The following is a 25225-nucleotide window of genomic DNA, read 5'->3' on the forward strand; positions in this document are numbered from 1 at the left end:
ATTCCAATCGAGTGTTGGGCAGGTTGTCGGCCGTCAAACGAGAATAATGAGCGATTGAGAACGCGATGAACCGTGAAGGTTCATCGCGTCAGGGAGGATTTACGGCATCGATTGCCTGAACGGCTTGACCTGCACATGGGCATAGACGCCGGAGGTCACGAAGGGGTCGGCGTCGGCCCAGGCTTGGGCGGCGCTCAGGGAGTCGAACTCGGCGACGATCAGGCTGCCGGTGAAGCCGGCGGCGCCAGGGTCATTGCTGTCGATCGCCGGGTGTGGGCCGGCCAGCACCACACGCCCTTGGTCCTTGAGCACTTGCAGCCGTTCCAGGTGCGCCGGCCGGTTGGCCAGGCGTTTTTCCAGGGAGTTGGCGACGTCTGTGGCAATGATTGCGTAAAGCATGTCAGTCCTCGGTTTTCGGGGTGGTGGGATCAGCGTCATGCAGGTGGCGCGACAGGTAGACGCCCTGGCCCACCAGGAACAATACAGTCATGCCCAGGCTGCCGAAGACCTTGAAGTCGACCCAGATGCTCTGGAAGGTGAAGGCGACGAACAGGTTGGCGGCGCCGCAGAACAGGAAGAAGGCGATCCAGGCGATGTTCAGGCGGGTCCACACCGGGTCCGGCAGGGTCAGGGCATGGCCCATGATGCGCTTGATCAACAGGCGATCGCCGATGAAGTGGCTGCCGGCAAAGGCCAGGGCGAATAGCCAGTTGACCACCGGCGCCTTCCATTTAAGGAAGGTTTCGCTATGGAAGGCCAGGGTCAGGCTGCCAAAGACCAGGCAGGCGATCAGGGTCAGCCATTGGCTTTTTTCCAGTTTGCGCTGGGAAATGAACAGTGCGCCGTAAACCACCAGGGAGCTGATGATCAGTACTGCGGTGGCGCTGTAGATACCGCCCACGCTGACTTCGTGACCGGCAAGGTCGACGATCCGGGGATCGATTTTGTAGACGATGAAAAACAGGAACAGCGGGATGAAGTCGATGAATTGTTTCACAGTGGCAGCCAGAAGCAGGATGTGGCGGCATAATAACAAACATCCTTGGTAGCGAAAGCGCCAGCTGACTTGAGGTTTTATCGTCCTGTGAATGTTGATTTGCACTGCCATAGCACGGCCTCCGACGGCGCCCTGGCGCCTGCGGTTCTGGTTGCGCGTGCGTACGAGAGAGGCGTGCGAATCCTGTCCTTGACCGACCACGACACCCTCGAAGGCCTGGCGGAGGCCCGTCAGGCAGCGGCGCAACTGGGCATGCAGTTGGTCAACGGCGTCGAGCTGTCCTGCACCTGGGGCGGTGCCACTATTCATGTGCTGGGCTACGGATTCGATACCCAGGCCCCGGCTCTGGTGGCGGCCATCGACAAACTGCACGAGGGGCGCTGGCTGCGCTCCGAGGAGATCAGCCGCAAGCTGGCCCTCAAGGGCATGCCCGGGGCGCTGGAAGGCGCCAGGGCGATCCAACAGGAGTTGGGGGACAGTGGCAATGCCCCGGCGCGGCCGCACTTTGCCGACTATCTGGTACGTGCCGGTTTTGTGAAGGATCGTGCCGAAGCTTTTCGCAAATGGCTGGGGGCGGGAAAGCTGGGAGACGTCAAACAGCATTGGCCGACACTGGAAGACACCGTCGGCACCCTTCGCGAGGCGGGGGCCTGGGTCAGTCTGGCCCATCCCTGGCATTACGATTTCACCCGCAGCAAGCGCCGTCGCTTGATTGCCGACTATATTCAAGCCGGCGGCCATGCAATCGAAGTAGTCAATGGCCACCAACCTGCAGAGCAAGTGGGCAGTTTGGCTATCCTTGCTCGTGAATTCGGACTGCTGGTCAGCGCTGGCAGTGACTTTCATGGCCCAGGAGGCTGGTCCGAGATCGGCGAGTATCGTCCGGTTCCGGAGGACCTGCCGCCACTTTGGTGTCGGTTCAAACATGAGCCAATTATTGCCGCCTGAACAGGTAGAGACAGTGAGTCAATTTTTCCAGATCCACCCGGAAAACCCACAGCCACGTCTGATCAAACAGGCCGTCGAGATCATTCGCGGCGGTGGCGTGGTGATTTATCCCACGGATTCGTCCTACGCCGTTGCCTGCCAGATGGGTGACAAGGGCGCGATCGAACGAGTGCGGCGCTTGCGTCAGCTGGACGACAAGCACAACTTTGCGCTGATCTGCAGTGACCTGTCGCAGTTGGGGCTGTTCGCCAAGATCGATACTGGCACTTTCCGCCTGCTCAAGGCTCATGTGCCGGGGCCTTACACCTTCATTCTCAACGCCACCCGGGAAGTCCCGCGCCTGCTGCTGCATCCCAAGCGCCGCACCATCGGCCTGCGGGTGCCGAGCAATCCTATTGCCCTGGCGCTGCTGGCCGAGCTGGGTGAGCCACTGATGAGCGTCAGCCTGATCATGCCCGGCGATACCGAGGCTCTGAGCGACCCCTATGAGATGCGCCAGCTGCTGGAGCATCAGGTGGACCTGATCATCGACGGCGGCTTTGGCAGCACCGAGTCCTCCACGGTGATCAGCCTGGCCGATGGTGAGCCGGAAGTGATTCGCGTCGGTTGCGGCGACCCTGCGCCGTTCATGGCCGAGGCCTAGATGTCCGTACTGGAAACCGTCGACGAGCAGGCCGGCGCCCAACAGGAGCTGCCATTCGCCATGGTCTACGGCCAGGCGGTCATGGAAATGCCCCTGGACCTGTACATCCCCCCGGATGCACTGGAGGTCTTCCTTGAGGCCTTCGAAGGCCCGTTGGACCTGCTGCTGTACCTGATCCGCAAACAGAACATCAACATCCTCGACATCCCGGTGGCGGAAATCACCCGCCAGTACATGGGCTATGTGGAGCTGATGCAGTCGGTGCGCCTGGAGCTGGCCGCCGAGTACCTGGTGATGGCGGCGATGCTGGCCGAGATCAAATCGCGGATGCTGCTGCCGCGCTCTGCTGAGATCGAGGAAGAAGAGGATGATCCCCGGGCCGAGCTGATTCGCCGCCTGCAGGAGTACGAACGCTTCAAGGCGGCCGCCGAAGGCATCGACGGCCTGAGCCGGGTCGGCCGCGACGTGGTGGTGCCCAAGCTCGATGCCCCGGAGGCCCGGGCGCGCAAGCTGCTGCCGGATGTGGCCCTGGAAGAGTTGCTGATGTCCATGGCCGAGGTGCTGCGCCGTGGCGACATGTTCGAAAGCCATCAGGTCAGCCGCGAGGCCTTGTCCACTCGCGAACGCATGAGTGATGTGCTGGAGCGGCTCAAAGGCGGTGGCTTCGTGCCCTTTGTCGAGCTGTTCACCGCAGAAGAGGGGCGCCTGGGAGTGGTGGTGACCTTTATGGCGATCCTCGAACTGGTCAAGGAATCCCTGGTCGAGCTGGTGCAGAATGAGCCCTTTGCGGCCATCCACGTACGGGCGCGAGCCGAATAACGAGCTTAAATCATGAACCTGAATGAACCCCGCGAGCTGGCGCCCCTGCTCGAAGCCTTTCTGTTGGCCTCGGGAAAACCCCAGTCCCTGGAACGCCTGTTCGAGCTCTTCGAAGAAGCCGAGCGACCGGACCCGGCCGTCTTCAAGAAGGCCCTGACCCTGCTGGGCAAATCCTGCGAAGGTCGGGCTTTCGAGCTCAAGGAAGTGGCTTCCGGCTATCGCCTGCAGATCCGTGAAAAGTTCGCGCCCTGGGTCGGCCGCCTGTGGGAGGAGCGCCCGCAGCGCTACTCCCGTGCCCTGCTGGAAACCATGGCCCTGATCGCTTACCGCCAGCCCATCACCCGCGGCGAGATCGAGGATGTGCGCGGCGTGGCGGTCAACAGCAACATCGTCAAGACCCTGCTCGAACGCGAGTGGATTCGGGTGGTGGGTTACCGCGATGTGCCGGGCAAACCGGCGATGTTCGCCACCACCAAGGCGTTTCTCGACCATTTCAACCTGAAGAACCTCGATGACCTGCCGCCCCTGGCCGAATTGCGGGAGATCGAGGCCGAGCCGGTGCTGGAGTTCGACGATGCGCCGGTGCCCGAGCACCTGCAGCAGTTGGCCGATGCCAGCGCCGAGCCTGAGGAACCCAAGGAAGAAACCAGCTTCCATAGCCTGTTGCTGGAGCTGGACTCCATGGAGGAGGGAATCAAGACCGACTTCGACGACCTGCATCGTGATGGCGCGGTTGAGCCAGAGAACCCGGAGCCGGTGTTCGATCAGCCTGAGGGGCAAACCGAGGCTGCCGTCCCTGATGACAACTCTGATGACACCGATGAACTGGCGGTCGAGCCCGAAGAGGAGCCGCTGCTTGACGCCGAGGACGATGTGCTCGGCGTTGCCGAGGCCCGAGCCAAGTTGCTGGCTGCCGTTGCGGCCCTGGAACCTTCGGCGCCGGACTTGAGTGAAGAAGAGGCCGAAGCCCTGGCCCTGGCCGAAGCGATCGAAAACGAACGCCGTCTGCTGGACGACTGACCGTAGCTGGCTGGCCAATGAAGGTGTCGGCCGCTTAGGTGCAAGGCGTGTGGGCCTCTTCGCCGGCAAGCCGGCTTGCGCAGAAGGGGCGCCGGCGGGCGGAAAAAAGCCCGGGCGGCGACTTATCAACTAGTCTGTGATGCGCAATCGCCGCCATGAGCGTATGATTCGCGACCCTTTGGCGATCCCTTCGCCACAGAACCTGTTTTCACGTCTTCAGGCCGCTCTAGCCTGAAGCGCTACACCGGGAGGTGCCCAGATGAGCGATACCGATCAGAACGACCAGGAAATCCGTCCAGCCGGCGAGAAACTGCAGAAAGTCCTCGCCCGCATCGGCGTCGGCTCGCGCCGCGACGTCGAGGCCTGGATCAGCCAGGGCCGGATCAAGGTCAACGGCAAAGAGGCCACCCTCGGCCTGCGCGTCGACCTGCATGACGCCATTTCCATCGATGGCAAGGTGATCAAGCGCGAAGAGGCCGCCGAATCGGTGCGCCGCGTGATCATGTACAACAAGCCCGACGGCGAAATCTGCACCCGTGACGACCCGGAAGGCCGACCGACCGTGTTCGACAAGCTGCCGCGTCCGCGGGAAGGCCGCTGGATCAACATCGGCCGCCTGGACATCAACACCACTGGCTTGCTGATGTTCACCACCGACGGTGAGCTGGCCAACCGCTTGATGCACCCGTCCTACGAAATGGACCGCGAGTACGCGGTGCGTGTGCGTGGTGAAGTCGACGACGAGATGATCGAGCGCCTGAAGGCGGGCGTCATGCTCGAAGACGGCCCGGCCAAGTTCACCGATATCCAGCAGGCGCCCGGCGGCGAAGGATTCAACCACTGGTACCACTGCGTGGTGATGGAAGGCCGCAACCGTGAAGTGCGTCGCTTGTGGGAGTCCCAAGGCCTGGTGGTGAGCCGACTGAAGCGCGTGCGTTTCGGCCCGGTGTTCCTCAACTCCGACCTGCCCATGGGCCGCTGGCGCGAAATGAGCCAGTACGAAGTCGACGTGCTCAGCGCCGAAGTCGGCCTGACCCCGGTGGCGCTGCCACAGCTCAACGCCAAGTCCAAGGACAAGCTGGAGCGCATGCAGCGTAAATCCTCGCGTCCGGTGGGCAAAAGCGAGCGTGTACGCACGCTGCGTCCGGCCAATGGCGCACCGGCCAATCCGCGGGTGTCCCGCGAGCCGCAGATCGAGGGCGAGCGTCCAGGGCGCAAGCCGGCGCCCCGTCAGGATGGCGAGCGCGCGCCACGTGCACCGCGTCCGGCAAGCGGTCGTGGTACGCCAGTAGCCGAGCGTCCGGCGGACACCAAGCGTCCAGCCAAGCCAGCACCGAAGTCCAAGCGCCCAAGCCTGGTGCTGGACAAGGACGCACCGTCCGGCAAGCGCCGTGGCGCCCCGGCCGGTAGCGGCCAGCGTCCTGGCTTCGGTCGTCGCAAGCCGGAATAAGCCTCGGCCCGCAGACAAAAAAACGCCAACCTTCGGGTTGGCGTTTTTTTTGCCCGGTGCTTCGTCGGAGCTTGTCGGCGAATAGGCTCTCAAGCCTTGGGCAAGGCTCATGATCGCCTTCGCCGCGGCAAGCCGGTTCCTGCATCAAGGAGGGTTAAAAGGCGAACTGGCCGTCGAACACTGGTTTGTTGTCCACCGTCAGCACGCCGGCGCTGAAGATCAGGTCCAGGTGGTGGCTGCCCTTGGCTCCGCCTCCCAGCCCCAGATGCAGGCCGCAATGACGCTCTTCAAAGCCGGAGTTGCGTCCGTACAAGGACTTGATGCCTTCGTTGGTGCCGATCCCCAGCTCCTCGATGCGTCGGTTCGACGGGTTGGCGTCCAGGTACTTGTTGAAGTCATTGGCCAGCCCGGGCACCTGGGTGGCGACCTGGCGGATGCTGGAGTTCTCGATCCACAGCTCCAGCGGAGTCTGCAGCACCCCGTATTTGCGAGCAAAGGGGATGGTGCTGAGGAAGGTGCCGAGGAATTTCACATGGCCATTGATTGCATCGCTGTGGGTGGCGATCTCACCCGGTGCCAGGTCGTAATTGCCCACGCCGTTGATGTCGGTCCACTTCTTCACGCTGTTCAGGGGCGCCTCGAAATACGAGCCCTGGGGATCGCTGAAACTCAGGGTGCTGGCGTGGGACAGGCGCCGGATCAAGGTGGCGTTGAGGTCGGCGATACGTTGTGGCTCGACGCTGAAGGTGTCGTAGAAATAGTCGCCGTAATCCTTGAACAGCAGGGACTTCTTCCAGTGTTCGGCCATCAGGCCATGCAGGGGGCGGAGGAATTCCGGGCCATCGGGGCGTGGCTGGGGCAGGGTCGAGGAGTCGTAGAAGAAGATGTACAGGTCACAGTCGATGATCGCCTGGGCGAGGCGTTCGGCCGGCTCCAGGTCCAGGCGCAGGGCGCTGACAGTCAGGGGTGTGGCCTGGCGCGATTGTTCGATGATGGCGTTGGCCATGGCCTGGTAGTCGGCGGTATGGCCGATCACCACATTCGATGCCTGGGCACCGCTCAAGGCCGGATGGCGTTCGAGGTAGTACAGGAAATGGCGGATGGCGCGGGTCTGGTCCATAAAACCTCCCTGGAGGACAAAGGTGACCGGGGCAGGCGCGAGGCCTGCTCCGGTCCGGGCGCCTTACATCGGCCACATCGCCGTGCCGAACGGCACCACCGCCTCGGCCTGCATCATTTCCACGGCCGCATCGTGGGTTGCCGCTTCGAACCAATCGTCCAGTTGCAGTTCGGTTTCCAGGTCTTGTTCCAGTGTTTGCATGGTGACTCTCCTAGATGACATAGGGCACAGCAGTCCATTGGCGGAACGGATCAACAGCGGCGAACGGGATGGTTGCGAGGGCTGCTCATCCACTCCTCGTACTTGTCGGATGAGGCATCCGGCAAGTGGCTGGAAACCTAGTTCAGGGGATTTTGAAGTGCAAAAAAATAATTAGATTATTTTCTGCTGAACTTTATTTTCTATTTTAAGGACGGAAATTTATCACCTGAAAACAAAAAGCTAAGGCTTTTTCCGATGTGGGATGGCGTGCGCGTCAATTTGCAGTCGCCGCGCTGGTTGATCTGGTTTGGCAAATTCACGTTACGCACTGTAAAGAAAATATTACGAAATCCTCCGTGTTTCGCCCTGAATCGGCGAAGGCCCGGACGCTGTAAGGAAAAGCTGCCGCCGGGCATCGGTTAATCCGCTTGCCAGAGCTCTGGCCCGCTTGTTCCAGGGCGCCAAGGCAGGTGAGATGCACACCTGCCTGCGTACAGGTGCATAACAAGAAGGAGGCGCAATGAACGCCGTAACCGACTTTCACCGACACCCTTCGAAGGGCGATGGTCATCGCACCTTCATCGACGACCCCACTCGGTCCGTCCAACGTTGCGCCGCCGATGCCGAGCATCGAGCTGGCCCCTCAGGATCCCGGTTACCGGCACGCTGATACAGCGGTGTCTGGCGGCTGGGGGTCAGGGGTGTACAATGCGCGGCGTTTTAACTGTGACCCAACTGCGTACCCGCGCACTTTGCGTCTGCGCCGCGTGTTTCAGCCTGCTCCCAGGGCGCTGAAGACACTGCTGCCGGGCCAATAAACTCAAGGTTATCCACCTTGTTCACTCCGCCGCGTCACGAGCGTGGTGGGTTCGATTTCGTCACAGATAAAAACAAACAGGTGACGCATGACCGTTAGAAAAACGCTGAACTTCGGGTGCCTGCGCTGGGGTTTGCTCCGCGCCGCTTAAGCCTTCACCGGGCGGCAACGTCTTGCAAACATCATCAAACCTTGCGTGAGAACCTTTTCATGAGTGGACAAAACTCGCATTCGGGCGAGCTGAAACGCGGCCTGAAAAATCGCCATATTCAACTGATCGCCCTGGGTGGCGCGATCGGTACCGGTTTGTTCCTGGGGTCGGCCGGGGTGCTCAAATCCGCCGGTCCGTCGATGATCCTCGGTTACGCCATCTGCGGTTTCATCGCCTTCATGATCATGCGCCAGCTGGGCGAGATGATCGTTGAAGAGCCGGTGGCCGGTTCTTTCAGTCACTTCGCCCATAAGTACTGGGGCGGCTTTGCCGGTTTCCTTTCCGGCTGGAACTGCTGGATTCTCTACATCCTGGTGGGCATGTCGGAACTGACTGCGGTCGGCAAGTATGTGCATTACTGGTGGCCGGAGGTGCCGACCTGGGCCTCGGCGGCGGTGTTCTTCGTGATGATCAACGTCATCAACCTGGCCAACGTCAAGGTGTTCGGCGAGGCCGAGTTCTGGTTCGCCATCATCAAGGTGGTGGCCATCGTCGGCATGATCGCCCTGGGCAGCTACCTGCTGGTCAGCGGGAACGGCGGCCCGCAGGCATCGGTGAGCAACCTCTGGTCCCATGGCGGCTTCTTCCCCAACGGCGTCAGCGGACTGGTGATGGCCATGGCGATCATCATGTTCTCCTTCGGCGGCCTGGAAATGCTCGGCTTCACTGCAGCCGAGGCCGACAAGCCGAAAACCGTGATCCCCAAGGCCATCAACCAGGTGATCTACCGCATCCTGATTTTCTACATCGGCGCCCTGGTGGTGCTGCTGTCGCTGACCCCGTGGGACACCCTGCTGGTGACCCTGAATGCCTCTGGCGATGCCTACAGCGGCAGTCCGTTCGTCCAGGTGTTCTCGATGCTGGGCAGCAACACGGCAGCGCACATCCTCAACTTCGTGGTCCTGACCGCGGCGTTGTCGGTGTACAACAGCGGCACCTACTGCAACAGCCGCATGCTGTTGGGCATGGCCGAGCAGGGCGATGCGCCGAAAGTCCTGGCCAAGATCGACAAGCGCGGCGTGCCGGTGCTGTCGATCCTCGCCTCGGCGGTGGTGACCTTCGTTGCCGTGGTGCTCAACTACCTGATTCCCCAGCACGCCCTTGAGCTGCTGATGTCCCTGGTGGTGGCGACCCTGGTGATCAACTGGGCCATGATCAGCTACTCGCACTTCAAGTTCCGCCAGCACATGAACCGTACCGGCCAGACCTCGCTGTTCAAGGCGCTGTGGTACCCCTACGGCAACTATGTCTGCCTGGCGTTCGTGGTGTTCATCCTCGGCATCATGCTGATGATTCCAGGCATTCAGATCTCGGTGTACGCGATCCCGGTGTGGGTGGTGTTCATGTGGGTCTGCTACCTGATCAAGAACAAGCGCAGTGCTCAGCACTCGCTGCAAGCAGCCAGTACTGCGCTGAAGTAAGCGCGGCCTTGGCAATGACTAACCCGGCTCCGGCCGGGTTTTTCATGCCTGTGATCTTTGTGGGAGCGAGACCGCTTTCGTCGGCCAGTCGGCTCCTGCGTGGGAGCTGCCTGTCGCAGGCGCTGGCTTGCCAGCGAACAGGTCCGCAAGAGCGTGGGGAATGGGGGTATCCTGTGCGCCCTGAAGACGGATTCCTGTTCCATGCTGGTGATTTCCAACAACGTGCATCTGCCGGATGCCGAGATCGAGCTGACCGCCATTCGCGCCCAGGGCGCCGGTGGTCAGAACGTCAACAAGGTGTCCAGTGCAGTGCATTTGCGCTTCGACATTCCGGCCTCGTCCCTGCCACCTTTCTACAAGGAGCGCCTGCTGGCGCTGCGCGACAGTCGCATCACCAGTGACGGCGTGATCATTCTCAAGGCCCAGCAGTACCGCACCCAGGAGCAGAATCGCGCCGATGCCCTGGAGCGTCTCATCGAGCTGATCCTCAGCGCCGTCAAGGTGGAAAAGAAGCGCCGCCCCACCAAGCCGACCCTGGGCTCGAAGAAGCGCCGCCTGGAGACCAAGGCCAAGCGCGGCAGCATCAAGGCTGGCCGCGGCAAAGTGGACTTCTAGCGGTTCGAGCGTTCCTTACGCTGCTTGGGGGCCTGGTGATACAGGTACAGGCTCAGCAGCAGGCCGCAGCACGCGGCGATGGCGGCAAACAGGAAGATCGAGGCAAAGCCGAAACCGCCGGCAATCGCCCCGGCCAGTGGTCCGGTGATGCCCAAAGACAGGTCGATGAACAGCGAGTAGGCGCCCACCGCCGCGCCACGGCTGGAGGCCGGCACCAGATTGACCGCCTCCACGCCCAGTGCCGGGAACACCAGGGAGAAGCCAAAGCCGCTCAAGGCCGCGCCGGCCAGGGCCCAGTGGGCATCGGGGGCCAGCCACAGCAAGAGCAGGCCGAGGGTTTCCACCGACAGGCAGGCTATGGCCACGCGAAAGCCGCCGAGGCGGTTGATCAGGTTGCCGAACAGCAGGCGTGCACCAATGAAACTGGCGCCGAACAGGCTCAGGCAAAGCACCGCGTTGGACCAGTGCTGGGTCGTGTAGTACAGGGTGATGAAGGTGGCGATGGTGCCAAAGCCGATGGAGCCCAGGGCCAGGCCGCAACCGTGAGGGAAGACTTTGCCCAGCACATGGATGAACGGCAGGCGTTCCCCGGCGACTATCGGCGCGGCGAGTTTTGGCCAGGTCAGTAGCAGGCCGAGCACCGCCAGCAGAATGATGCTTACCCCCATGCTCCACAGGCCCAGGCAATTGACCAGCCAAACCCCCAGGGGCGCGCCGATGGCCAGGGCGCCATAACTGGCGATGCCGTTCCAGGAAATCACCTTGGCGGTGTTCTGTGCGCCGACCCGGCCGATGCCCCAACCAATCGACCCCGAACCCACCAGGCTTTCCGCGCTGCCCAGGACCAGGCGGCCGATCAGCAGGCTGATCAAGCTCAGGGTCGGCTGACCCTGCAGCCAGGTGGAAAGCAGCATGAACACGCCGCTCAGGCCGCAGCCGGCCAGGCCGTACATGACAGCGCGCTTGCAGCCCAGGTTGTCGATGATGCGTCCGGCGTAGGGGCGGCTGAGGAGGGTGGCCAGGTATTGCACGCTGATCACCAGGCCGGCGATCACTGCGCCAAACCCCAGGTCGCTATGGACGTAGCCTGGCAGTACCGCCAGGGGAATGCCGATATTCAGGTAGCCAATAAAGGTGAACAGGACGATGGAGACGACTTGCAGCGTGACCGTCAAGGGGCGCTGGGTATCTGGCATGGGGATGGGTCCACTGCGACAGCTCAATAGATAGGCTGCTTATGATACCGATGTGGACGGGGATGCAGGGGCAGAAATCGACGCGTTGTTCAGGACGTCCCTGGTTGAGGGATTGAGTCAGGCGTCTTTGGCGCTCAGCAGCTGAGTGGTGACCAGAGCGGCCAGGGCATTTTCCTGGGTGCCGAAACGGGCCAGCAGGGCAGCCTGTTTTTCCGGGCTGAGGCGATTCCAGATCTCGATCATTTTTTCCGCAGTACCCAGCAGTACGCTGGCTTGGGTTTCGCTGAAGGAGTCGGTCATGGTTCGGCAGGGGCTCGGGGGGAAAGATTCAGGCGGTGTGGAAAGCGCTTGAGTAGCGCTTTCCACACGGTCTGGTTACAGCTCTTTTCAGTCTTCGCTGTCGGCCTTGCGGCTGTCGGCGGCTTCTTGCACTACAGGCTTTTCGGCACTGGCTTGTGGCGTGGTTGTCTGCTCAGTTTCGTGCAGGCTTGGGAAGGGGAGATTCGGGATCTCATGCATGTCGTTGCTCCTCGCAAAGTCTGTTTTTTAAATCGCTGGGTAGGTCCGCGCTTTTAAAAAGCCTGGGCAGGATACAGCACTGGAAATGACAAAAAGATTTTTATCGCGATTTCGGGATGAAAGGACAAAGCGGCGGCAGGAACCGGCTTGCCGGCGAAGGCACCCTCAGGGCCTCCCGCGCCGGCAAGCACGCGCTCTGCTTTTAGACGACCCGAGCGATCGCCTCAGCCAGCAGGCTCAGGCGCGAAGCGTCGATCCCGGCCACGTTGGCCCGGCCGGAACTGACCATGTACACGCTGTGGTGTTCACGCAGTTCCTTGACCTGAGACGGGCTCAGGCCGGTGTAGGAGAACATGCCGCGTTGCACACCGATGTGGGCGAAGCGCTCGGCCAGTCCATAGGGCTGCAAGGCTTCCAGCAGGCCGGCGCGCAATTGGGCGATGCGCTGGCGCATGGCTTCCACTTCGTCGGCCCAGAGGCTTTTCAGCTCCGGGTCACCGAGGATGGTGGCGACTACTGCGGCCCCATGATCCGGTGGTGTGGACCACAGGTTACGGGCGATATGGGCCAGTTGACTGCGCACGTCGAGGAGTTTTTCGGCGTCCCGGGTGCAGACGATCAAGGCCCCGGTGCGATCGCGGTACAGGCCGAAGTTCTTCGAGCAGGAACTGGTGATCAGTACTTCCGGCACTTCGGCGGCGAACAACCGCACCGCCCAGGCATCCTGTTCCAGGCCGTCGCCAAAGCCCTGGTAGGCGAAGTCGATCAGCGGCAGCAGGTTGCGCTTGCGCACCACCTCCAGCACCCGTTGCCAGTCGGCCTGGCTCAGGTCGAAGCCGGTGGGGTTGTGGCAGCAGGCGTGCAGCAGCACCACGTCGCCTTCGGGCACCCGGTTCAGGGTGTCCAGCATGGCCTCGACGTCCAGGCGGTTGTCGCTGCCCACGTAGGGGTAGTGACTGACCTTGACCCCGGCTGCGGCGAAGATGGTTTCGTGGATCGGCCAGGTCGGGTTGCTCAACCAAACGCCGCGGCCCGGCAGGCACTGGGCGATGAAGTCGGCGCTCAGGCGCAGGGCGCCGGTACCGCCCGGGGTCTGGGTAGCACCGGCGCGCTGCGCGGCGATGAGTGGCGAATCACTGCCCAGTACCAGCTCATTGATCACCTTGCCGAAGGCCGCGTCGCCGTGGCCTCCGATGTAGGTCTTGGTGGTCTGGCGATCCACCAGGCGCTGCTCCGCCAGCTTCACCGATTGCGGGATCGGCGTCAGGCCCTGAGCATCCTTGTAGACCCCCACGCCGAGGTCGAATTTGCGCGGATTGGGATCGTTGGCGTAGGCCTCCATCAGGCCGAGAATCGGATCGCCGGGTACGCGACCGATGGCATCAAAATGCATTACTTGCGTCCTTCTGCGGTCTTGGCCACTTCGTCGGTGCGGGCGGCCATGATGAAGTCGTTGCGGTGCAGGCCCTTGATCGAGTGGCTCCACCAGGTCACGGTGACTTTGCCCCATTCGGTGAGCAGGCCCGGGTGGTGGCCTTCGGCCTCGGAGATCTCGCCCATGGCATTGGTGAAGGCCAGGGCGAATTTGAAATTCTTGAACAGGAAGACTTTTTCCAGCTGCATCACGCCGTCACGAACTTCGATGTTCCAGTCGGGGATCTGCTTGATCAGTACCGGCAGTTCTTCGTCGCTGACCTGAGGGGCATCGGCGCGGCAGGCTTCGCAATGGGCTTGGTTCAGAGCGGTCATGGTGTATTCCTGAGTTCGATTCTTGTTGGAAGTTACTATCTTTCGCAGCCGCCCGCGAGGGCGGGCTGCTCAGGCCGCCTTGGGTTTTGGCGGGAACTTGGGGGCGTGCAGGCCCAGCTGCATGCCTTGGTGGACCAGGGCCATGATGTCTTCATGGGCCAGGTCGAACAGGCGCTTGAGGTTGGGCAGGGCGAAGTAGATGGGTTGCAGGATGTCGATGCGATAAGGCGTGCGCATGGCTTCCAGCGGATCGAAGGCTTGGTGTTCCGGCTCTTCGGACAGGCTGTAGACGGTTTCCTTGGGCGAGGAGAGGATGCCGCCGCCGTAGATGCGTCGCCCGTCCGGGGTGTCCACCAGGCCGAACTCGATAGTCATCCAGTACAGACGCGCCAGGTAAACGCGCTCTTCCTTGGTGGCTTGCAGGCCGAGCTTGCCGTAGGTGTGGGTGAATTCGGCGAACCAGGGATTGGTCAGCAGCGGGCAGTGGCCGAAAATCTCGTGGAAGATGTCCGGTTCCTGCAGGTAGTCCAACTCTTCAGGAGTACGAATGAAGGTCGCCACCGGAAAGCGCTTGCTGGCCAGCAGTTCGAAAAAGGTCTGGAAAGGAATCAGTGCCGGCACCCGGGCCACTTGCCAGCCCGTGGTTTCGCCGAGGACCTTGTTGATTTCACTCAACTGCGGGATGCGGTCGTGGGGCAGTCCGAGCTTGTCGATGCCGTCCAGGTACTCCTGGCACGCGCGCCCCTCGATCACTTTCAACTGGCGCGTGATCAGGGTGTTCCACACCGCGTGTTCTTCGGGTGGATAGTCGATAAAACCTTGCGCGTCGGGCTCGCGGGCCACGTACTGCGTCTGCTTCATGCTGCTCTCCTGCCAGGGGATGCGTTCTTGTTATGGGTGACCCCAGTGATACCCCAGGGTGCGACGCTTTGCAGCAGCTGACAGGCGCTGATGGAGGGGGGTAGGACGCCAATTTGTAAACTAATCGTTACGGTTTTGCCCGGGGCGCCCAAGTATTGTGGCTTTTCAGGTTTGAAAAAGCCCTTTGCTGTCACATAATCTTGACGATTATCTGCGCCACCCAGCAGAAAGTTTGCAAATGCCGACGTCAAAAGCGTCGGTTTTCGGCGTTTATGCCCTCCATTATCCGCTTCGGGCCTTTCTTCATGCGTATCAAAGTTCACTGCCAGAACCGCATCGGCATCCTGCGGGACATCCTCAATCTGCTGGTGGAATACGGGATCAACGTGGCCCGGGGCGAGGTGGGGGGCGAACATGGCAACGCCATCTATCTGCACTGTCCGAACCTGATCAACCTGCAGTTCCAGGCATTGCGCCCCAAGTTCGAATCCATCGCCGGAGTGTTTGGCGTCAAAAGGGTCGGGCTGATGCCCAGCGAGCGTCGGCACATGGAGCTCAATGCGCTGCTGGGTGCCCTGGAGTTCCCGGTGCTGTCCATCGACATGGGCGGCTCCATCGTGGCCGCCAACCGAGCGGCAGCGCAGTTGCTGGGCGTGCGGGTGGATGAGGTGCCGGGGATTCCGCTGTCACGCTACGCCGAGGACTTTGATTTGCCGGAGTTGGTGCGGGCCAACCAGTCGCGGATCAACGGGCTGCGGGTCAAGGTCAAGGGCGACGTGTTTCTGGCGGACATCGCCCCGCTGCAATCCGAGCACGATGACAGCGAGGCCATGGCCGGTGCGGTATTGACTCTGCACCGGGCGGATCGGGTTGGTGAGCGTATCTACAATGTGCGCAAGCAGGAGTTGCGGGGCTTTGACAGTATTTTCCAGAGTTCGAAAGTCATGGCAGCGGTGGTGCGGGAAGCCCGGCGCATGGCGCCCCTGGATGCGCCCCTGTTGATTGAAGGCGAGACCGGCACCGGCAAGGAGTTGCTGGCCCGCGCCTGCCACCTGGCCAGCCCTCGGGGCCAGTCGCCGCTGATGGCTCTGAACTGCGCCGGGCTGCCGGAATCCATGGCCGAGACCGAGCTGTTCGGCTATGGCCCCGGGGCCTTTGAAGGGGCTCGCGCCGAGGGCAAGCTCGGGCTGCTGGAACTGACGGCCGGCGGCACGCTGTTTCTCGATGGTGTGGGGGAAATGAGCCCGCGCCTGCAGGTCAAGTTGCTGCGCTTCCTCCAGGATGGTTGCTTCCGCCGTGTCGGCAGTGACGAGGAGGTGTACCTGGATGTGCGGGTGATCTGTGCGACTCAGGTGGATCTGTCCGAACTCTGTGCCCGCGGCGAGTTTCGCCAGGACCTGTACCACCGACTCAACGTGCTGTCCCTGCATATTCCGCCGCTGCGCGAATGCCTCGACGGTTTGACGCCCCTGGTGGAGCACTTCCTCGATCAGGCCAGTCGCCAGATCGGTTGTGCGCTGCCACGGCTGGCTCCGGCGGCCATGGAGCGCCTCAGTCACTATCACTGGCCGGGCAATGTCCGGCAGTTGGAGAACGTGCTGTTCCAGGCGGTCTCGCTGTGTGATGGCGGCACGGTCAAGGCCGAGCATATCCGTCTGCCGGACTATGGCGCGCGCCAGCCCCTGGGGGACTTTTCCCTGGAAGGCGGCCTGGAGCAGATTGTCGGTCGCTTTGAAAAGGCGGTGCTGGAAAGTCTCTATGCCGAGCATCCCAGCAGTCGGCAACTGGGCAAGCGCCTGGGGGTTTCCCATACCACCATCGCCAACAAGTTGCGCCAGTACGAGGTTGGCAAGGAGTCGCCGGAATGAAAAAAGCCCCGCTTATGAAGCGGGGCTTTTCGTTTGGCTCGGGGCTGGCTGTCTTCAGATATGGAAGTAGCCGACACAGGAGTCAAAAGGCAGGCGCTTGAGTTCGATCTTGTTCATGTCGAACACTTCGCGCAGGGCCTTGGTTTCGCCCGGGAAGTTGCGGTAGGCGACTTCGTCGAGAACCACGATAGCGCCCTTGGGCATGTACGGCAGGAAGGTTTCCAGGGCGACCTTGGTGGGCTCGTACAGGTCGGTGTCGAGGATCAGCATGGCCACTACCAGGTCCGGACGCGACTTGACGAATTCCGGCGCGGTCTTGCAGATGTCGCCCTTGACCAGCTCGCAGCGCGGGATGCGGTTCACCGGACGCAGCAGGTCGTTGGCATCGATCATGTCCTGGATCAGCGACTGGTCGGTGTCGGAGAACATGCTTTCGTTGATGTCGGCCGGGTCCTCGTCCTTGTTGATGCTGGTGAAGCCTTCGAAGGTGTCGAAGCCGACGATGGAGCGGTTGATGGCATAAGGTTCGAGGATCATCGACAGGTGCATGTAGAGCATCAGCGAGTTGCCCTTGTACACGCCGCATTCGATGATCGCCCCGGGTACATCCATGACCTTCTTGAACAGCTCCATGCGCGACAGCGCGGCGGTGACGTTGATGCGGTTGGCGAAGACGAAGGGGGCGTCGGCAACGTACTCGGCGTCGACCCGCTTGAGTACGCCGGCGCGGGTTTCGTTGTATTGGGCTTCGGCGGGGGTAAGGCGGCGTTTGGTCATGGCTTGAATCCTTGGAAATTCGAGAAATCGTGGGCGTGGAAGTAGTCTTTGAAGCCGGAGCCGACGTCGGGGCAGGCGCTGTCGACGTTGGGGGCTCCGCGGTTGTGTTTCAGGTCTTCGAGGTGCATCAGGCGGAAGTCCACGCTGAAGCGGGTGCGGTCGGTACGGTTGGGGACAGTGCCGTGCAGGTGCGAGCCGGAGAACACCAGCATCTCGCCTGAGTTGCCGGCGATGCGCAGTTCAGAGCTGTCGTCGATCTCCCCCAGGGGCACCGGGTGGACCCGTACTTCTTCGGTCAGGTTGTCCTTGGCCTTGTGTCGCTGGTTGCTGATCCAGTCCTTCAGGCTCCAGTCCTTCGAGGTGTTGGCCACCGGCTTCTCGAAGTAGCTGGGGTTGATCATCATGGTCTGGTCCGGGGTGATGGTGTAGACCGGCATCCAGGTGTTGATCTGGCAATCCACGCTGCCGTACCAGCTGTCGCGATGAGGCTTGTAGGCGTAGCTGACGCCAGCGTGCAGGTAGTCGTAGTTGGGCACGACCCGCAGGCGCGGTACGTCGAAAATGTAGTCCCGAGGATCGATGCCGATCTCGTGAATGAAGCCAAGGATCAGATCCTTGACGCGCTGGCTGTTGGTGAACTGGCCCTTGAGTCGGGTAACCCGGCTGACGAACTCTTCCACCGGCATCATCGTGTGCAGGGCCTGGTGGTTGGTTTCGCCATCGAATGCCGCGGTGATGCTTTCCTTGGCGTACCCGCAGAGTTCTTTTGCGGTGGCCAGGTCAGTGTCCAGGAAGATATCCCCGGAATAGATGGCTTCCTTGAAGTCAGCTGTCTTGCGCAGCTGATTGAGGTACAGGTTCAAAGTGGTTCTCCTTGGCAGTCACTGGCTTAGGTGTCGGCCACCCCTGCGCAAACTGAAGTTGCGATAGCCAGTCACTGTGCCTAGCAAGATCCGTTCACAAAGTGTCCAGCCCGAGTGCGGAGCGGACCCGGGTCATGGGACCGAGACTTGCCGTTAGCGGCATAAGTCCGCCGTTTTTTCGTCTCTCATTCCGCCCAGAAAAACCCGTTGCTCGCGGCAAAGCCCCGGCCTGCATGGGGAGCGCTGCTGGAAGTTAAAGTTGGTGTAGAAATTGCTTACGCCATGCTCAGTACAGTGTGGGGCGGCAAACGTCCGGCAGATGAGGAACGATTGTGGACAAGTACCTTTATGTGGCAATGACCGGCGCCAGCCAGAATGCTCTGGCGCAAAAGGCTCATGCCAACAATCTGGCGAACATCTCCACCAACGGTTTTCAGCGCGACCTGGAGCAGGCGCGCGCGATGCCGGTGTTTGGTGACAGTTTTCCGGCGCGGGCCTTTGCCATGGGGGAGCGGCCGGCAACGGATTTTACTCCCGGCTCCATGGTGGAAACCGGTCGTGACCTGGACGTGGCCGTCAGCGGCAAGGGCTGGATCGCCGTGCAGAGCCCCGATGGCAGCGAAAGCTATGTGCGCACCGGCAGCTTGAATGTCGACGCTCTGGGCGTGTTGCGGGCAGGCAATGGCATGCCGGTCATGGGCAATGGCGGTCCTATCGCCGTGCCGCCAGAGCAGAAGATCGAAGTCGGCCAGGACGGCACCATCAGCATTCGTGCCATGGGTGAAGGTCCGCGGGTCATGGCCGAGGTCGATCGCATCAAGCTGGTCAATCCGGATATCAAGAACCTGACCAAGGGCCTGGATGGGTCGATCAAGACCAAGGACGGCCAGCCGGCCCCTGCCGATGCCAATGTGCAGTTGGTCTCGGGTTTCCTGGAGTCGAGCAACGTCAATGCCGTGGAAGAAATGACCGCGGTGCTGGCCTTGTCCCGCCAGTTCGAATTGCACGTCAAGATGATGAACAGCGCCAAAGAAGACGACCAGGCCATGGCTCGGGTCTTGCAGATCAGCTAATTACCAGTATCTAGCGCCGTAAAACAGGCGCGAGAGGAGAATCGAATGCTTCCGGCTCTATGGGTTGCCAAAACCGGTCTGTCCGCCCAGGACACCAACCTGAGTGTTATTTCCAACAACCTGGCGAACGTCTCGACCACGGGTTTCAAACGTGATCGCGCCGAGTTCCAGGACCTGCTGTATCAGATCAAGCGCCAGCCCGGTGCCCAGTCGACCCAGGACAGCGAACTGCCAACCGGCCTGCAGGTCGGTACCGGCGTGCGCATTGTCGGGACCCAGAAGAACTTCACTGCCGGCAGCCTGCAGACCACCGAGCAGCCTCTGGACCTGGCCATCAATGGCCGTGGTTTCTTCCAGATCCTGCAGCCCGACGGCACCACGGCCTATACCCGTGACGGTACGTTCCACCTCAATTCCGATGGTCAGATCGTCACTGCCAGCGGTTTTGCCCTGGAGCCTGCGGTGGTTGTGCCCAACGACGCACAGACCTTCACCGTGGGTCAGGACGGCACCGTATCCATCACCATCGCCGGCAACCCGGCTTCCCAGGTGATCGGTAACCTGCAAACCGCCGACTTCATCAACCCGGCTGGCCTGCAGTCCCAGGGCAACAACCTGTTCCTGGAAACCGCCGCCAGTGGCGCGCCGCAAATTGGTACCCCGGGCCTTAACGGCTTCGGCACCACGCTGCAGAACACCCTGGAAGCGTCCAACGTCAGCACCGTTGAGGAAATGGTCAACATGATCACCACCCAGCGGGCCTACGAGATGAACTCCAAGGTGATCTCCACTGCGGACCAGATGCTCTCGTTCATTACGCAGAAGCTGTAATCAAGTCTTGAGGTCGCCACGGGTCTGAAGTGGCGCACCGGCAACATCGTGAGGAAGGGTCATGAATCGGTTTATGTGTGTTCTAGCGCTGAGTGGGAGTGCCGTGCTCGCGGGCTGTGTTGCTCCGCCGCCCAAGCCCAATGACCCTTATTACGCCCCGGTGTTGCCGCGCACGCCGCTGCCTTCCGCGTCCAACAACGGCTCGATCTACCAGGCCGGTTTTGAGCAGAACCTGTACAGCGACCGCAAGGCGTTCCGGGTGGGTGACATCATTACCATCACCCTGAACGAGCGGACCAGCGCCAGCAAGGGCGCCAACTCGGCCCTGAACAAGACCAGCTCCAACAGCATCGGCCTGACCTCGCTGTTTGGTGCCGTACCCAACACCAACAACCCGTTGGGCGATGGCGACCTGACCCTCAATGCCGGCTACAGCGGCAACCGTGCCACCAAGGGCGACAGCAAGGCGGCGCAGAGCAACAGCCTGACCGGTTCGATCACCGTCACCGTGGCCGATGTATTGCCCAACGGCATCATCGCGGTGCGCGGCGAGAAGTGGATGACGCTCAACACCGGTGACGAACTGGTGCGGATCGCCGGTCTGGTACGGGCAGACGATATCGCTACCGACAACACCGTCTCCTCGACCCGGGTCGCAGATGCCCGCATTACCTATTCGGGTACCGGCTCGTTTGCCGATGCTAACCAGCCTGGCTGGTTCGATCGTTTCTTCCTCAGTCCGCTGTTCCCTTTCTAGGTGATGAGAAGCCTCATGTTCAACTTCAAGCACCTGATGGCGGCGGCGTTGTTGCTGTCCACTTCCCTTGGCGTCCAGGCCGAGCGGTTGAAGGACATTGCCAGTATTTCCGGCGTGCGTTCCAACCAATTGATCGGTTACGGCCTGGTGGTCGGGCTTAACGGCACCGGCGACCAGACGACCCAGACCCCGTTCACTCTGCAGACGTTCAACAACATGCTGTCGCAGTTTGGCATCAAGGTGCCGGCCGGCTCCGGCAACGTGCAGTTGAAGAACGTCGCGGCGGTGTCGGTCAGCGCCGATCTGCCGGCATTCGCCAAGCCGGGTCAGCAGGTGGACATCACCGTGTCCTCCATCGGTAACTCCAAGAGCCTGCGTGGCGGCACCTTGCTGCTGACCCCGCTCAAGGGGATCGACGGCAACGTCTACGCCATTGCCCAGGGCAACCTGGTGGTGGGCGGTTTCGACGCCGAAGGGCGTGACGGCTCGAAGATCACCGTCAACGTGCCATCTGCCGGGCGGATTCCCGGTGGTGCTTCGGTGGAGCGCGCCGTGCCCAGCGGTTTCAACCAGGGCAACAGCCTGACCCTGAACCTCAATCGTTCGGACTTCACCACCGCCAAGCGCATTGTCGACAAGATCAACGACATGCTCGGCCCGGGCGTGGCCCAGGCCATTGATGGCGGTTCGATCCGGGTTACCGCGCCTCTGGACCCAAGCCAGCGCGTGGACTACCTGTCGATCCTGGAGAATCTGGAAGTCGACCCGGGGCAGGCGGTGGCGAAGGTCATCATCAACTCCCGTACCGGCACCATCGTCATTGGCCAGAACGTCAAGGTCTCGCCGGCGGCGGTGACCCACGGCAGCCTGACCGTGACCATTACCGAAGACCCGATCGTCAGCCAGCCCGGCCCTCTGTCCAATGGCCAGACCGCTGTGGTGCCGCGTTCGCGGGTCAACGCCCAGCAGGAAGCCAAGCCGATGTTCAAGTTCGGCCCGGGCACCACCCTGGATGAGATCGTCCGTGCGGTGAACCAGGTCGGGGCTGCGCCGGGTGACTTGATGGCGATCCTGGAAGCCTTGAAACAGGCCGGCGCCTTGCAGGCCGACCTGATCGTGATTTGAGGTGAGCGCCATGGATATTCGTAAGAGTGGACTGATTGGCAGCGGCGATTCCGGGTCTTACTCCGACCTCAATCGCCTGCAGCAACTCAAGGTCGGCGACAAGAACGGCGAAGCCAATGTGCGCAAAGTGGCGCAGGAGTTCGAGTCGCTGTTCCTCAATGAAATGCTCAAGTCCATGCGCAAGGCCACTGACGTCATTGCCCAGGACAACCCGCTCAATACCCCGGCCGCCAAGCAGTACCAGGACATGTACGACCAGCAGCTGGCGGTATCCCTGTCTCGTGAGGGTGGCGGTATCGGCCTGGCCAATGTGCTGATGCGCCAGATGATGAAGAACAAACCGGCCAACCCGGGCGCGACCCATACGGCCTTGACAGCCGCGGCGCCGGTGGCGACTCCGACCCCGATTGCCGCCGGTACCACCGCCCAGGATGGTCCGTTGAGCCGGGTCAATGGTCAGCGTCCAATGTGGGCCTCGCGTGCCCAGGACCCGTTGCGCAGCACGGTGTCGCATAACGATATGGCGTTGCTCAATCAACGGCGCCTGTCGTTGCCGAGCAAGCTTACCGATCGCCTGTTGACCGGTATCGTGCCTTCGGCCGGTGCGACTGCTGACGCTTCTACCCAGAACGTTGCGCCCACCCGCAATAGCGCAGCCGCCGATGCGGTGCTGCGTGGCGAGTGGCGGGTCAACCAGGGCTACGCCGCGTCACAGGGCAAGATGCGCGTGTATGGCCGGGCCATGGCTCAGCCACCGCTGGCGCCGGCCAAGCGCGCCTTCAGTTCCGCAGATGATTTTGTCGCCACCATGTTGCCGATGGCGCAGCAGGCGGCCCAGCGCATCGGTATCGATCCGCGTTATCTGGTAGCCCAGGCCGCGCTGGAAACCGGCTGGGGTAAATCGGTCATGCGTCAGCAGGATGGCAGCAGCAGTCACAACCTGTTCGGCATCAAGGCCAACAAAAGTTGGCAGGGCGCTCAGGCCCGAGCGATCACCAGCGAGTTCCGCGATGGGCAGATGGTCAAGGAGACGGCGGCGTTCCGTTCCTATGATTCCTACCAGGACAGCTTCCACGATCTGGTGACCTTGTTGCAGAGCAATAATCGCTATCAAGAAGTGCTGAAGGTTGCCGATAAACCAGAACAGTTTGTTCGCGAGTTGCAAAAAGCCGGGTATGCAACGGACCCGGATTACGCTAGCAAGATTTCGCAGATAGCCAAGCAGATGAAGAACTACGAGAGCTACGCTGCGGCGGGCGTTTCCACGAATTTATAAGGTCTGAATCATGAGTTTGCTCAATATTGGGATGTCGGGGCTGGCCGCCAGCCAAACGTCGTTGGTGACTACGGGTAACAACATTGCCAACGCCGACACCGCCGGGTACTCGCGGCAGCAGACCGTGCAGGGCACCAAGGCCTCCGCTCAATTCGGCAACGTCTTCATCGGCACCGGTACCACCCTGGCGGACGTACGCCGGGTGTACAACAGTTTCCTCGATGCCCAGTTGCGCACCGCCACGTCCTTGAACAGTGACGTCGCGGCCTACCAGAGTCAGATCAGCCCGGTCGACCAGTTGCTGTCGGACAACGGCACCGGCATGAACGGCGCCCTGACCAAATTCTTCGCCTCGCTGCAGAACCTCAACGCCAAGCCTACCGATGAAGCCTCTCGGCAGTTGCTGCTCAGCGACACCCAGGCCTTGAGTAACCGTTTCAACTCGGTGTCCAGCCAGCTCAACGAACAGAACAGCAACATCAACGGCAACATGGCGAGCATGGCCGACCAGGTCAACAAGCTGGCCAATACCGTCGCCCAGCTCAACCAGAAGATTTCCGAACTGTCGACCAATGGCAACGGCATGCCCAACGACCTGTTGGATGCCCGTAACGAAACCGTGCGCCAGCTTTCGACCTTTATCGGCGTCCAGGTGTCGGAGCGTGGTTCCAGCCTCGACTTGTACCTGGGCAGTGGCCAGCCGCTGGTGATGGGCAACTCCGCCAACACCCTGGAAGTGGTGCAGGGCAAGAACGACCCGACGCGCTCCATGCTGCAGCTCAATCGCGGCACCAGCACCGTGGACATCACCAACGTCACCACCGGTGGCGAGATTGGTGGCCTGTTGCGCTATCGCAGTGAAGTGCTGGACCCGGCAATGAATGAACTGGGGCGCGTGGCCCTGGTGGTTGCCGACCAGATGAACAGCCAGATGGCCCAGGGTATCGACAAGAACGGTGAGTTTGGCGGCAACCTGTTCAACGACATCAACAGCCTGCGGATGATCAGTCAGCGCAGTATGGCCAGCGCCGCCAACAGCGCGGGCTCGGGCAACTTCGATGTGACCATCAAGGACACCGGCAAGCTGAGCACCGGCGACTACACCGTGACCTTCAGCAGTGCCACGGATTACACCGTCAAGCGTTCCGACGGCAAGGACATGGGCACCTTCAGCACCACGACCAGCCCGGCACCCGTGATCGACGGTTTCTCGCTGAATCTCAATGGCACGGTGGCCGCCGGTGACAGCTTCAAGATCACCCCGACCCGCAATGCCGCAGCCACCATCCAGACGGAAATGACTGACGCCAAGCGCCTGGCTCTGGCTGCGCCGCTGAAGGCCGAGATCGGTGCCGGGGTCAAGAGCTCCCTGAGCATCTCTGCGCAGCCGTCCCTGGCGGTGCCGATCAACAACTACGATGCAGCCAGCAAGCTGGAAATGCAGACCGCCCTGAAGAACTCCGGCCCGGTCAAGGTGGTGTTCAATGCGGCGTCCGGCGGCAGCCAGACCTACGATTACTTTGACGCCAAGGGCGTCAAGATGGGCAGCGGCTCCATCGTGCCAGGGCAGAGCAATGTCCTGAACCTGCAGATCAAGATGCTCGATGCCAGCGGTAACCCGATCACTGACGGCGGCGTGCCACCTGTGACCAAGACCTTCACGGTGCAGATGACCGTTGCCGGTTCGCCCAATGCCGGCGACAACATGAACATTTCGGTGAATGGCGCCGGCTCTTCCGATAACCGTAACGGCCTGGCGCTGTCGGGGCTGCAGACCAAGCAGACCGTGGACACCGGTTCGGCGAGCAAGGGCATCACCCTGGTGGATGCCTACGGCAAGCTGATCGAGAATGTCGGCGCCAAGGCCAGCCAGGCCAAGCTCGACAGTGCTGCCAACGGTTCCATCCTGGCCAACGCCAAGGGTGCCCGTGACTCGCTGTCCGGCGTCAACCTGGACGATGAGACCGGCAACCTGGTCAAGTTCCAGCAGTACTACACCGCGTCTTCGCAGATCATCAAGGCTGCGCAGGAAACCTTCAGCACGCTGATCAACAGCCTTTAAGGAGTC

Annotated in this window: 26 protein-coding genes; 14 read left to right on the forward strand and 12 right to left on the reverse strand. The window is 61.6% G+C overall.

Going from position 1 to position 25225, the window contains the following annotated elements; all coding sequences use genetic code 11:
* Positions 1–99 precede the first annotated feature (99 nt).
* Together Q8O96_RS00095 and Q8O96_RS00100 are read right to left on the reverse strand one after the other, a co-directional pair.
* Entirely contained in the window at positions 100–399 is a 300-nt protein-coding gene (locus Q8O96_RS00095; RefSeq protein ID WP_102864069.1) for a YciI family protein, read from the reverse strand.
* A 1-nt stretch (position 400) separates the two neighbouring features.
* Complete coding sequence (locus tag Q8O96_RS00100) at positions 401–997, reverse strand: septation protein A (RefSeq protein ID WP_102864068.1); 597 nt, start codon at positions 995–997, stop codon at positions 401–403.
* A gap of 87 nt (positions 998–1084) precedes the next feature.
* Here Q8O96_RS00100 and Q8O96_RS00105 point away from each other — a divergent pair, with 87 nt between their 5' ends.
* The 5 genes from Q8O96_RS00105 to rluB all read left to right on the forward strand — a co-directional run bounded on the left by Q8O96_RS00105 (position 1085) and on the right by rluB (position 5877).
* Positions 1085–1945 (forward strand): PHP domain-containing protein, encoded by an 861-nt coding sequence (locus Q8O96_RS00105; RefSeq protein ID WP_102864067.1) that lies wholly within the window; start codon positions 1085–1087, stop codon positions 1943–1945.
* 13 nt (positions 1946–1958) lie between these two features.
* Positions 1959–2588: an L-threonylcarbamoyladenylate synthase gene (locus tag Q8O96_RS00110; protein WP_102864113.1), complete on the forward strand. Its 630-nt coding sequence runs from the start codon at positions 1959–1961 to the stop codon at positions 2586–2588.
* Between the two features lie 120 nt (positions 2589–2708).
* Positions 2709–3407, forward strand: coding sequence for a ScpA family protein (locus Q8O96_RS00115; RefSeq protein WP_170001339.1), 699 nt, complete (start codon positions 2709–2711; stop codon positions 3405–3407).
* 12 nt (positions 3408–3419) lie between these two features.
* Positions 3420–4427 (forward strand): SMC-Scp complex subunit ScpB, encoded by a 1008-nt coding sequence (gene scpB / locus Q8O96_RS00120; RefSeq protein WP_207167254.1) that lies wholly within the window; start codon positions 3420–3422, stop codon positions 4425–4427.
* Between the two features lie 259 nt (positions 4428–4686).
* A complete protein-coding gene (gene rluB / locus Q8O96_RS00125; protein ID WP_305948198.1) occupies positions 4687–5877 on the forward strand; it encodes a 23S rRNA pseudouridine(2605) synthase RluB in 1191 nt (396 codons plus the stop codon).
* A 154-nt stretch (positions 5878–6031) separates the two neighbouring features.
* Here rluB and Q8O96_RS00130 read toward each other — a convergent pair whose 3' ends face one another.
* Positions 6032–6997, reverse strand: coding sequence for a leucyl aminopeptidase (locus Q8O96_RS00130; RefSeq protein ID WP_110652179.1), 966 nt, complete (start codon positions 6995–6997; stop codon positions 6032–6034).
* 63 nt (positions 6998–7060) lie between these two features.
* Complete coding sequence (locus Q8O96_RS00135; RefSeq protein ID WP_162884115.1) at positions 7061–7198, reverse strand: hypothetical protein; 138 nt, start codon at positions 7196–7198, stop codon at positions 7061–7063.
* Positions 7199–8225: 1027 nt separating this feature from the next.
* Here Q8O96_RS00135 and Q8O96_RS00140 point away from each other — a divergent pair.
* A complete protein-coding gene (locus tag Q8O96_RS00140) occupies positions 8226–9647 on the forward strand; it encodes an amino acid permease (protein WP_102864062.1) in 1422 nt (473 codons plus the stop codon).
* A gap of 201 nt (positions 9648–9848) precedes the next feature.
* Positions 9849–10262 carry an alternative ribosome rescue aminoacyl-tRNA hydrolase ArfB gene (arfB, locus tag Q8O96_RS00145; protein ID WP_305948199.1) on the forward strand — a complete coding sequence of 138 codons (414 nt, stop codon included), beginning with the start codon at positions 9849–9851 and terminating at the stop codon, positions 10260–10262.
* Here the strand turns inward: arfB and Q8O96_RS00150 are convergent.
* The 6 genes from Q8O96_RS00150 to phhA form a co-directional block, all read right to left on the reverse strand.
* Positions 10259–11458 (reverse strand): MFS transporter, encoded by a 1200-nt coding sequence (locus Q8O96_RS00150; RefSeq protein ID WP_305948200.1) that lies wholly within the window; start codon positions 11456–11458, stop codon positions 10259–10261. The two genes, arfB and Q8O96_RS00150, sit on opposite strands and share 4 nt — an antisense overlap.
* 117 nt (positions 11459–11575) lie before the next feature.
* Entirely contained in the window at positions 11576–11758 is a 183-nt protein-coding gene (locus Q8O96_RS00155; RefSeq protein WP_102864060.1) for a hypothetical protein, read from the reverse strand.
* 87 nt (positions 11759–11845) lie between these two features.
* Positions 11846–11977 (reverse strand): hypothetical protein, encoded by a 132-nt coding sequence (locus Q8O96_RS00160; protein ID WP_258009278.1) that lies wholly within the window; start codon positions 11975–11977, stop codon positions 11846–11848.
* A gap of 202 nt (positions 11978–12179) precedes the next feature.
* Positions 12180–13370, reverse strand: a complete 1191-nt coding sequence (locus Q8O96_RS00165) for an amino acid aminotransferase (RefSeq protein WP_102864059.1) — start codon at positions 13368–13370, stop codon at positions 12180–12182.
* Complete coding sequence (locus Q8O96_RS00170) at positions 13370–13726, reverse strand: 4a-hydroxytetrahydrobiopterin dehydratase (RefSeq protein WP_007930096.1); 357 nt, start codon at positions 13724–13726, stop codon at positions 13370–13372. The genes Q8O96_RS00165 and Q8O96_RS00170 overlap by 1 nt, the downstream gene beginning before the upstream one ends.
* Positions 13727–13795: 69 nt before the next feature.
* A complete protein-coding gene (gene phhA, locus Q8O96_RS00175; protein WP_102864057.1) occupies positions 13796–14587 on the reverse strand; it encodes a phenylalanine 4-monooxygenase in 792 nt (263 codons plus the stop codon).
* A 305-nt stretch (positions 14588–14892) separates the two neighbouring features.
* Between phhA and Q8O96_RS00180 the strand changes: the two genes are divergently transcribed.
* Entirely contained in the window at positions 14893–16455 is a 1563-nt protein-coding gene (locus tag Q8O96_RS00180; protein WP_102864112.1) for a sigma-54-dependent transcriptional regulator, read from the forward strand.
* Positions 16456–16509: 54 nt separating this feature from the next.
* Here Q8O96_RS00180 and Q8O96_RS00185 read toward each other — a convergent pair whose 3' ends face one another.
* Together Q8O96_RS00185 and Q8O96_RS00190 are read right to left on the reverse strand one after the other, a co-directional pair.
* Positions 16510–17232: a TylF/MycF/NovP-related O-methyltransferase gene (locus Q8O96_RS00185; protein ID WP_102864056.1), complete on the reverse strand. Its 723-nt coding sequence runs from the start codon at positions 17230–17232 to the stop codon at positions 16510–16512.
* Positions 17229–18095, reverse strand: a complete 867-nt coding sequence (locus tag Q8O96_RS00190; protein WP_102878839.1) for a hypothetical protein — start codon at positions 18093–18095, stop codon at positions 17229–17231. The genes Q8O96_RS00185 and Q8O96_RS00190 overlap by 4 nt, the downstream gene beginning before the upstream one ends.
* A gap of 332 nt (positions 18096–18427) precedes the next feature.
* On the opposite strand from Q8O96_RS00190, the gene Q8O96_RS00195 reads away from it, so the two are divergent.
* From Q8O96_RS00195 to flgK, 6 genes are all read left to right on the forward strand, one after another.
* The gene (locus Q8O96_RS00195) at positions 18428–19168 is read left to right on the forward strand and encodes a flagellar basal body rod protein FlgF (protein WP_102864054.1); all 741 of its coding nucleotides are present in this window, start codon (positions 18428–18430) and stop codon (positions 19166–19168) included.
* A gap of 45 nt (positions 19169–19213) precedes the next feature.
* A complete protein-coding gene (flgG, locus tag Q8O96_RS00200) occupies positions 19214–19999 on the forward strand; it encodes a flagellar basal-body rod protein FlgG (protein ID WP_102864053.1) in 786 nt (261 codons plus the stop codon).
* A 61-nt stretch (positions 20000–20060) separates the two neighbouring features.
* A complete protein-coding gene (flgH, locus tag Q8O96_RS00205; RefSeq protein WP_123723933.1) occupies positions 20061–20756 on the forward strand; it encodes a flagellar basal body L-ring protein FlgH in 696 nt (231 codons plus the stop codon).
* A 15-nt stretch (positions 20757–20771) separates the two neighbouring features.
* Positions 20772–21881, forward strand: coding sequence for a flagellar basal body P-ring protein FlgI (locus Q8O96_RS00210; RefSeq protein WP_016963126.1), 1110 nt, complete (start codon positions 20772–20774; stop codon positions 21879–21881).
* Between the two features lie 10 nt (positions 21882–21891).
* A complete protein-coding gene (gene flgJ, locus Q8O96_RS00215) occupies positions 21892–23157 on the forward strand; it encodes a flagellar assembly peptidoglycan hydrolase FlgJ (RefSeq protein ID WP_102864051.1) in 1266 nt (421 codons plus the stop codon).
* 10 nt (positions 23158–23167) lie between these two features.
* Positions 23168–25219, forward strand: a complete 2052-nt coding sequence (flgK, locus tag Q8O96_RS00220) for a flagellar hook-associated protein FlgK (protein WP_102864050.1) — start codon at positions 23168–23170, stop codon at positions 25217–25219.
* Positions 25220–25225 lie beyond the last annotated feature (6 nt).

It is taken from the genome of Pseudomonas sp. LPH60 (genome assembly GCF_030718165.1).
GTDB lineage: Bacteria > Pseudomonadota > Gammaproteobacteria > Pseudomonadales > Pseudomonadaceae > Aquipseudomonas > Aquipseudomonas danubii.

Bases quoted from the DNA above. Each gene is read 5' to 3' on its own strand.
- Q8O96_RS00095 (WP_102864069.1), bottom strand. From the start codon at position 399: ATGCTTTACGCAATCATTGCCACAGACGTCGCCAACTCCCTGGAAAAA.
- flgH (WP_123723933.1), top strand. From the start codon at position 20,061: ATGAATCGGTTTATGTGTGTTCTAGCGCTGAGTGGGAGTGCCGTGCTC.
- Q8O96_RS00140 (WP_102864062.1), top strand. From the start codon at position 8,226: ATGAGTGGACAAAACTCGCATTCGGGCGAGCTGAAACGCGGCCTGAAA.
- Q8O96_RS00185 (WP_102864056.1), bottom strand. From the start codon at position 17,232: ATGACCAAACGCCGCCTTACCCCCGCCGAAGCCCAATACAACGAAACC.
- Q8O96_RS00130 (WP_110652179.1), bottom strand. From the start codon at position 6,997: ATGGACCAGACCCGCGCCATCCGCCATTTCCTGTACTACCTCGAACGC.
- arfB (WP_305948199.1), top strand. From the start codon at position 9,849: ATGCTGGTGATTTCCAACAACGTGCATCTGCCGGATGCCGAGATCGAG.
- Q8O96_RS00135 (WP_162884115.1), bottom strand. From the start codon at position 7,198: ATGCAAACACTGGAACAAGACCTGGAAACCGAACTGCAACTGGACGAT.
- Q8O96_RS00180 (WP_102864112.1), top strand. From the start codon at position 14,893: ATGCGTATCAAAGTTCACTGCCAGAACCGCATCGGCATCCTGCGGGAC.
- flgG (WP_102864053.1), top strand. From the start codon at position 19,214: ATGCTTCCGGCTCTATGGGTTGCCAAAACCGGTCTGTCCGCCCAGGAC.
- rluB (WP_305948198.1), top strand. From the start codon at position 4,687: ATGAGCGATACCGATCAGAACGACCAGGAAATCCGTCCAGCCGGCGAG.
- Q8O96_RS00160 (WP_258009278.1), bottom strand. From the start codon at position 11,977: ATGCATGAGATCCCGAATCTCCCCTTCCCAAGCCTGCACGAAACTGAG.
- phhA (WP_102864057.1), bottom strand. From the start codon at position 14,587: ATGAAGCAGACGCAGTACGTGGCCCGCGAGCCCGACGCGCAAGGTTTT.
- scpB (WP_207167254.1), top strand. From the start codon at position 3,420: ATGAACCTGAATGAACCCCGCGAGCTGGCGCCCCTGCTCGAAGCCTTT.
- Q8O96_RS00165 (WP_102864059.1), bottom strand. From the start codon at position 13,370: ATGCATTTTGATGCCATCGGTCGCGTACCCGGCGATCCGATTCTCGGC.
- flgJ (WP_102864051.1), top strand. From the start codon at position 21,892: ATGGATATTCGTAAGAGTGGACTGATTGGCAGCGGCGATTCCGGGTCT.
- Q8O96_RS00170 (WP_007930096.1), bottom strand. From the start codon at position 13,726: ATGACCGCTCTGAACCAAGCCCATTGCGAAGCCTGCCGCGCCGATGCC.
- Q8O96_RS00150 (WP_305948200.1), bottom strand. From the start codon at position 11,458: ATGCCAGATACCCAGCGCCCCTTGACGGTCACGCTGCAAGTCGTCTCC.
- flgK (WP_102864050.1), top strand. From the start codon at position 23,168: ATGAGTTTGCTCAATATTGGGATGTCGGGGCTGGCCGCCAGCCAAACG.
- Q8O96_RS00210 (WP_016963126.1), top strand. From the start codon at position 20,772: ATGTTCAACTTCAAGCACCTGATGGCGGCGGCGTTGTTGCTGTCCACT.
- Q8O96_RS00155 (WP_102864060.1), bottom strand. From the start codon at position 11,758: ATGACCGACTCCTTCAGCGAAACCCAAGCCAGCGTACTGCTGGGTACT.